General features: G+C 54.1%; 5 protein-coding genes. All 5 read left to right on the top strand.

Features of this window, described 5'->3' with window-relative positions; all coding sequences use genetic code 11:
- The first annotated feature begins 45 nt into the window (after nucleotides 1–45).
- The 5 genes from G9Q73_RS20610 to G9Q73_RS17915 all read left to right on the top strand — a co-directional run bounded on the left by G9Q73_RS20610 (nucleotide 46) and on the right by G9Q73_RS17915 (nucleotide 7,538).
- A complete protein-coding gene (locus G9Q73_RS20610) occupies nucleotides 46–1,074 on the top strand; it encodes a flagellar basal body rod C-terminal domain-containing protein (RefSeq protein WP_177420996.1) in 1,029 nt (342 codons plus the stop codon).
- A 5-nt stretch (nucleotides 1,075–1,079) separates the two neighbouring features.
- Complete coding sequence (flgL, locus tag G9Q73_RS17930) at nucleotides 1,080–1,997, top strand: flagellar hook-associated protein FlgL (protein WP_177420995.1); 918 nt, start codon at nucleotides 1,080–1,082, stop codon at nucleotides 1,995–1,997.
- A 161-nt stretch (nucleotides 1,998–2,158) separates the two neighbouring features.
- A complete protein-coding gene (locus G9Q73_RS17925; RefSeq protein WP_246345379.1) occupies nucleotides 2,159–4,204 on the top strand; it encodes a TOL_0244 family TonB-dependent receptor in 2,046 nt (681 codons plus the stop codon).
- A gap of 35 nt (nucleotides 4,205–4,239) precedes the next feature.
- Nucleotides 4,240–4,824, top strand: coding sequence for a YfiR family protein (locus G9Q73_RS17920; protein ID WP_218649980.1), 585 nt, complete (start codon nucleotides 4,240–4,242; stop codon nucleotides 4,822–4,824).
- A gap of 8 nt (nucleotides 4,825–4,832) precedes the next feature.
- Nucleotides 4,833–7,538 carry a response regulator gene (locus tag G9Q73_RS17915; RefSeq protein ID WP_177420993.1) on the top strand — a complete coding sequence of 902 codons (2,706 nt, stop codon included), beginning with the start codon at nucleotides 4,833–4,835 and terminating at the stop codon, nucleotides 7,536–7,538.
- Nucleotides 7,539–7,699: the final 161 nt, after the last annotated feature.

Below are 7,699 nucleotides of genomic sequence, written 5' to 3'. Positions count from 1 at the left end.
CGAACAGCCAGCACGCGCTGACTCGATCTTGATGGTTCCGGGCCGGTGCCGACCAGTTTTCCCGGTAGCGTCGATATTCTGCCCAACGCCAGCAATGCGGGTGGTGCGGTGAGCGCCACCTATACCAATGTGGGAGATCTGACCGCCAGCGATTACACACTGCAATACACGGCACTGAATACCTACACTCTGACGCGCCAATCCGATAATCAGACGTTCAACATCAACACTGGAGGCGCCTCGCCCTTTACCTACGCTCAGGATGGATTCTCGTTGAGTATTGATTCGGCAGGTGTTGCGGTCGGTGACAGTTTTCAGATACGCCCCACCCGTGACGGTGCGGATGGTTTTGATCTGTTGGTTCACGATACGGATAAACTGGCAGCCGCCAGCCGTCTGTCGAGCCAGCCGCTTACCGATGCCAACGGCAACCCTGCCAACAGCGGTGATGCGGTGATGAGCCAGCCGGTGGTTTCGAATACGAATGGACTGCCTTACGGTGCAGCGATGCAGTTCACCTTTGTTGCTGATGCGGATGGTGCGGGTAATCCAGGTTTTACCGTTGCCAACGGGCCAGTGGGCGCACCCAATGACTACATCCTCTATGACCCGGCCACCGAAAGTACCGGCAAGTCTTTTCCGGTGACGGCCAAGGTTGGCCAATTCGATGCCTTTGGCGGCATCTCTTTCTCCATCTCCGGCACGCCGGTAGTGGGGGATCAGTTCACTGTGGGCAATAATACCAACGGTAAGAGTGACAATCGCAATGCATTGACGATGGCGGGTCTTCAGGGGATGGATACCCTGTTTGGTGGCACCGCAACCTTCGGGGAGGCCTATTCCCAGATGGTCTCCGACCTGGGGGCAAAAACACACCACGCTGAGATGAATCTGGCTGCCCAGGAGGGATTGTTGGAGCGAAGCAGGGCGGCGCTGGATGAGGTGTCCGGGGTCAATCTCGATGAAGAGGCGGCCAAACTGGTGCAGTTCCAGCAGGCCTATCAGGCATCGGCTCAGGTGATTTCGATTGCCTCCAGCCTTTTTGATACCCTGCTCAGCGCAGTCAGGAGGTAATCGATATGTTACGCATCTCCACCAACATGCTGTTTGAAAAAGGCATCAGCAGCATGCTGGAGCAGCAGACTAAACTGAGTCATACCCAGGATCAGATCTCATCCGGAAAACGTATTCTTACTCCAAAGGATGATCCTGCAGGCTCCGCCTACCTGCTCGACCTGAAGAGCTCCATCAGTCGGGTCGATCAGTACCAGGACAACGCAGACCGTGCCCGTGCCCGTCTTGAATTGGAAGAGACGGCGTTGGCAAGCGTGGGCAATATCCTGCACCGGGTTCATGAACTGGCGATCCAGGGCCAGACCGACACACTTACCGGCGATCAGCGCCGGGATATCGCCGCAGAGGTCCGTCAACTCAACGATGCACTGCTCTCTCTGGCCAACACCAAGGACAGCAACGGCGAGTATATCTTTGCCGGTTACGATGCCGATCAGCCCCCTTTCAGCAATCCGGTCGATGGGACTTATGTTTACAGTGGCGATATGGGATCGCGGCAGTTACAGATAGCCGCCGATCGCCGGATTCAGGACAGGGACAACGGTTTCGATGTTTTCATGAACCTCGACACCAGCACCGCACCCCCTCTCCCGGTCAAACGCAATCTGTTCGAGACGGTGCACCAAATCGCAGCCGGGCTGGAGGCGGATGCACCAAATACTGCCTTGTTGGACGATGTTCAGGTCGGGCTGGTGCATACCACAAATTTTCGCGCATCAGCCGGTACCCGACTGAACGCGATAGAGGAGCAGTCCACGGTCAATGAGGATTTCCTGTTGACCATGAAGACTGCGCAGTCAGAGGTGGAGGATTTGGATTTGGCCGAGGCCCTAAGCCGCTATCAGCAACAGCTGCTGGTATTGCAGGCGGCCCAGCAGTCTTTCGTAAAGCTCCAGGGGTTGTCTCTGTTCAACTACCTGTAGCGGTTGGTGCGCCATGCGCACCCTGCATAAACAGCTCCGCCTGCTTGTGACAGGGTAGCTTATTTGTAAAGAAATTCTGCACTCAGCCGATAGAACGGAGGTGATTGGTAACCCGTCGATCGGTTACGCCCCGTTTAGGCCTGCTGGAAAAGAACGCTGCAATGAGTGTTTTGAAAATGTCGATGTTTCATGGCGAGCGCCAACTGCTCCTCTCCTCCCTTTTGTCATCCGTTCTGCTATCCGCTCCGATCTCAGCTGAAGAGCCGCTGGAGTCCTATTTGGAGCTGGATCTGGAAGACCTGCTGTCCATAGAGGTGACCACTGTTTCCAAAAAGAGACAGCGGCTCGACGAGGTGGCCGCAGCGGCATACGTGATTACCCAGGATGACATCCGCCGGTCCGGCGTTACCAGTATTCCCGAGGCATTGCGTTTGGCGCCGGGTATCCAGGTGACGAAGATGGACAGCAACAAATGGGCCATCTCCAGTCGTGGATTCAATGCCCAGTTCGCCAACAAGCTGCTGGTATTGATTGACGGACGCAGTGTCTATACCCCTTCCTACTCCGGTGTCTACTGGGAGGTTCAGGACACTATGTTGGAAGATATCGACCGTATCGAGGTGATTCGTGGTCCGGGTGCGACAGTCTGGGGTGCCAACGCGGTCAATGGCGTGATCAACATCATCACCAAACAGGCCTCTGAGACCCAGGGTGGACTTTTGGTGGCGGGCGCCGGCAACGAGGAGAAAGCCCTTACCAGTCTGCGTTATGGTGCGGAGCTGGGCGAGCAGACCTTCGGCAGGATCTATCTTAAACACAATGATCGGGACAGCAGCTTCGCTCCTTTGCTGGATGAACAGGCAGGAGACGACTGGAACTCCTTGCGTGCCGGTTTCCGTGTGGATGGTGTTTTGAATGTCTCAAGTCAATGGACCCTGCAGGGGGATATCTACGAGACGGACGAGAACCAGATTGTCCACAACATCTACCGGGATCCCGCCGACCCGGCCAATAACCCTCCTTACAGTGATTCGAATGTAGCGGATAACATTGAGGCTTCCGGTTGGAACCTGCTGGGTCGTTGGGAACAGCGTTTATCCGAAGGCTCATCTGCCACGCTACAGGTCTATTTCGATCACAATGAGCGCAAAGAGGCGGTTCTGGAACAGCGTAACGATACTCTGGACATCGATTTTCAGCACCAGTTCAGTCTCCTGGAAGGACATGACATCGTATGGGGATTGGGTTACCGCCGTATCCAGGATGACTTCGGCAACACCTTTTCAGTCTCGCTGTCGCCGGAAGAACAGACCTCCGATCTTTTCAGCACATTCGTGCAGGATGAGATCGAACTGATGCCGGAGACCCTGCGCCTGACTCTGGGTTCCAAGTTTGAACATAACGACTATACCGGTTTCGAGGTTCAACCCAGCGCCCGCCTGCTCTGGTTACCCAAGGAGGGTCATACCCTTTGGAGTTCGGTTTCCCGTGCAGTGCGCACGCCCTCCCGGGTGGAGGATAGTGTAAGTATCGTGACCCGAATCATCCCGATAGGACCGCCATCAATACCGCCAATGATCCTTACGGTCAATGGTGATGAGGATTTTGAGGCAGAAGAGCTGACCTCGATTGAACTGGGTTATCGGGTGCAACCGGCTGAACGCCTCTCACTGGATCTGGCGCTTTTTTACAATCAATACAAAAACCTCGCAACTTTTGAACCAGCGAGTCTCACCGAGATTATTTTTGATAACAAACAGGAGGCAACGAGCCGTGGTCTTGAGCTGGCGGTGGACTGGCACCTGCTTGAATGGTGGCGTTTACAGGCAAACTACAGTTACATCGAGATAGAGCAAGAGACGGCCAGTGATAGCTTCGACCAGATGTCTGGCCCTGTCGTGGAGGGATCCACTCCCAAACATCAGCTGTCGCTCCGCTCCGCCATGGATTTTTCCAATGAATGGTCGCTGGATCTCTGGGCTTATTACGTGGATGAGCTTGTAGCTAGCAGTTTTTCCAGTATACCAATACCGAGTTACACCAGCCTGAATACCCGCCTGGCTTGGCGACCCTGGGAAGATATGGAACTCTCTCTGGTTGGACAGAACCTGCTGCAGGATCATCATGCGGAATTTGTGGGAGAGTCTTTTGTCACGCAGACTGAAGTTGAACGGTCTGTCTACGGTTTGATTCGTTTCGATTTCTGAATAGCACCGGATTGGAAGCCGAATGGTTCTAAAGCATGATGCTTGAATTACCCTCACAAGTTGCATCCCCTTGGCTGCCAAGGCTCAGATTGTGCTGTCTGTGGCTGTTGATGGTGCTGTTGCCGTTGCAGCTTATTGCCGCTCCCCCCAATGCGGAATACAAGCTCAAGGCTGCGCTGATCTACAAACTGAGTAAATTCGTTGAATGGCCTGATCTCACTGGCGCTGACAAGTCGGGGAGTTTTGGTATCTGTGTGCTGGGTGAGAACGTCTTCGGCTCGGCTCTTGATGCTCTTGAGCAGCGTAAGGCTGCCGGTCGGACAGTGCGGGTTCGCCGTTTTACCCAGTCCGAGTCCATTGGTGACAGCTGTCAGGTGGTTTTTATCAGCAAATCCAAACGGGCGTTTATGGGGGCCATCCTTAAGAAATTGAAAGGCCGGCCGATACTGACCTTGGGTGATACAGAAGGTTTCGCAGAACAGGGCGGCATCATTGAGTTCACCCGTGGCAAAAAACGCATTGGTTTCCTGATCAACCTTGAGAGCGCCAGAAGGTCAGGCCTGAAGATTGCAGCTCCACTTCTGGATTTGGCTACGGTTTTGGATTCACCGGACAACTAAGCAGAACAATGGCTTTTCTCAGTAACATCAATATCGCACAAAAAATCAGGCGGATGATTCTGTTGATCAGTGGCGTCGCGCTGTTGATTGTCTCTGTCAGCCATATGGCTATGGAAGTCTTCTCCTATCGTGAGGCTTTGGTTGAGCGTGTTTCGGTGCTGGCGGACTTTATCAGTACCAACTCCACTGCGGCACTCTCTTTCGATGATCCGAAGACAGCGCAAAAGCTTCTGTTATCACTGAAAAGCCAAGCGGATGTTAATGGTGCGATTCTCTATCATGATAACTGGCAAATGTTTGCCGCTTATCCGCAAGATTCAGGGATACAGGCCCGTATCGAAAATGAAGACAAGGTCTGGTTTAGCGAGTTGGGCCAGTCGAAAAGCATTGAGTACCGTTTTGCCGGGGATGATCTGGATCTGCTGAAACCCGTCACCCTGGACGGTGAGGTGATCGGTCATCTGCTCATCGAGGCGAGTCTGGATCCCCTATATGACCAGATCGTCGATTATCTGCTGATTTCAGGACTGTTGCTGGCCGGTATGATGCTGGGGGTATACCTTCTCTCGTATTCCCTGCAGCGCCGCATCTCGGGACCTATCAATAATTTGGTCAACGGTATGGAGGATGTCGCAGATCAGAAGAATTTCAGTCTGCGACTGCAGCCTGGCGACAACGATGAGATAGGCACACTCATCGAGCGTTTCAACAGCATGTTGGGGCAGATTGAAGAACGTGATAAAAAGCTGTCCTCCTACCGGGAGGGGCTGGAGCAGAAGGTCGCTGAGCGCACGGCAAGTCTGCAGGAGTCCAAGGAGGCCGCGGAAGCAGCCAGCCGGGCAAAGAGCGAGTTTCTTGCCACCATGAGTCATGAGATTCGCACGCCCATGAACGGTGTGCTGGGTATGACGGAACTGTTGCTGGATACCGGTTTGGACGTGCGTGCTCACCGTCTGGCGGATTCCGCTCATCGTTCTGCTGAGTCTCTGCTGGGGGTTATCAATGACATCCTCGATTTCTCCAAGATCGAGGCCGATAAACTGCAGCTCAGTAAAGAGGATTTCGATCTTCGAACCCTGTTGGAAGACACCCTGGAGCTGGTGGCCAACCAGGCCCATCGCAAGGGGCTTGAACTGATTCCCAATCTGCCGCCTGACTTGCCCCGATGGGTTCGGGGCGATGCAGTGCGGTTACGGCAGATTCTGGTTAACCTGCTGGGAAATGCTGTGAAGTTCACCAAACGGGGTGAGGTACGCCTCTGGGTAAGAACCATCGAGCGGCATGTCAACAGCCTGCAGATAGCCTTCGAAGTCTCTGACACCGGCCCCGGTATCCCCATTTCGCAGCAGGGCGAAATCTTCAATGCCTTCAGTCAGGCTGACAGTTCCACTACGCGGCGGTTTGGTGGCACGGGTCTGGGTCTGGCGATCGCCAGCCGTCTGGTCGATCTCATGGGTGGAGTGATCGAACTTGAGAGTAGCCCGGGGGAGGGTGCGCATTTCAGTTTCAAAATAGAACTTGAGGCCGCAATAGAGGAACGGTCTCAAGCGCCGAACCACGATATCCTGCAAGGTGTCCGTGTCCTTATCGTTGACGATCATGTTACTAACCGGGAGATTCTCCACAATCAGGTCATTGCCTGGGGCATGAGGAACGGCAGCGTTGACTCCGGACAACAGGCCCTTGAACGGCTGCGTCAGGCCGCCGACGGAGGTGATCCTTACCAGATTGTGCTGCTCGATTGGCACATGCCGGAGATGGATGGCTTTGAACTGGCACGTGCTATCCGCAATGACTCGTCCATACCTGCGCCACATCTGGTGATGCTCAGTTCGACTGAATTCGATGCTGAATCGTCTGTTGCCCAGACGTGTGGTATTGCACGCCATCTGCAAAAGCCTGTGCGCCAACAGCAATTGCTGCTGTGCCTGCGGGAGGTTATGGGTGAACAAGTCGCCGTAGCAGCCGGGGCAAGTCCGGCTACTGAAAAACTGAATGGGAAGATCCTCCTGGCTGAGGATAATCTGGTGAACCAGGAGGTGGCCATCAGCATGTTGATGGCACTGGGCTGCAAGATGGATCTGGCCGGGAATGGTCTTGAAGCTGTCGAAGCTGCTAGCCGAAACACCTATGATCTGATCCTGATGGACTGCCACATGCCGGAGATGGATGGCTTCAGTGCCACCAGTCAGATTCGTCTCATCGAACAGGAGAAGGGGCAAGAGCCGGTTACGATTGTGGCACTCACCGCGGATGTACAGAAAGGCATTCAGGATCAGTGCGAAGCTGCCGGCATGAATGACTATCTGAGCAAGCCTTTCAGTCAGAAGCGCTTGTCGGAGCTGTTGAAAAAATGGCTTAAGGTTGAAGTTACGGAGCAAGCGGAAACCGGCGAGACACCCCTGTCCGGGAAAGTCTCAGACTCTCATGTTCTCGATCCCGCCCCCTTGGAACAGCTGCGCCAGTTGGGCGAGATGAGCGGAAGAGATGTGTTGGGGAAATCTGTCAATCACTTTCTAAAACAGGCCCCTGACGATGTTGCCAGGCTTCGCCAGGCGCTTGAGGATAATGATGCCGAGATCCTCAGGGGGATTGTTCACAGCCTGAAATCGAGTAGTGCCAATTTGGGGGCACGGTTTTTCCCGAGACACTGCCAACAACTCGAGACCCGGCAGCCGAAAGAATTTGCTACCTGCGCCCAATTTGGTGGATAAAATAGCTTCATACAAGGTTTTAATATCTCGATGCCTGCGCACTGAAATTGAGCAATCCCCAAAACCGCTACTGCCACCACGGTTCACCTCAGAGGCGGGAGAGCGAATTTACTGGTGGATGATGATTCAAATAGCACATGTAACTGAACGAAGTACAACAA

Source organism: endosymbiont of Lamellibrachia barhami, assembly GCF_011947365.2.
Classification (GTDB): Bacteria; Pseudomonadota; Gammaproteobacteria; order Chromatiales; family Chromatiaceae; genus QGON01.
This window is presented reverse-complemented; position numbering and strand designations above follow the sequence as displayed.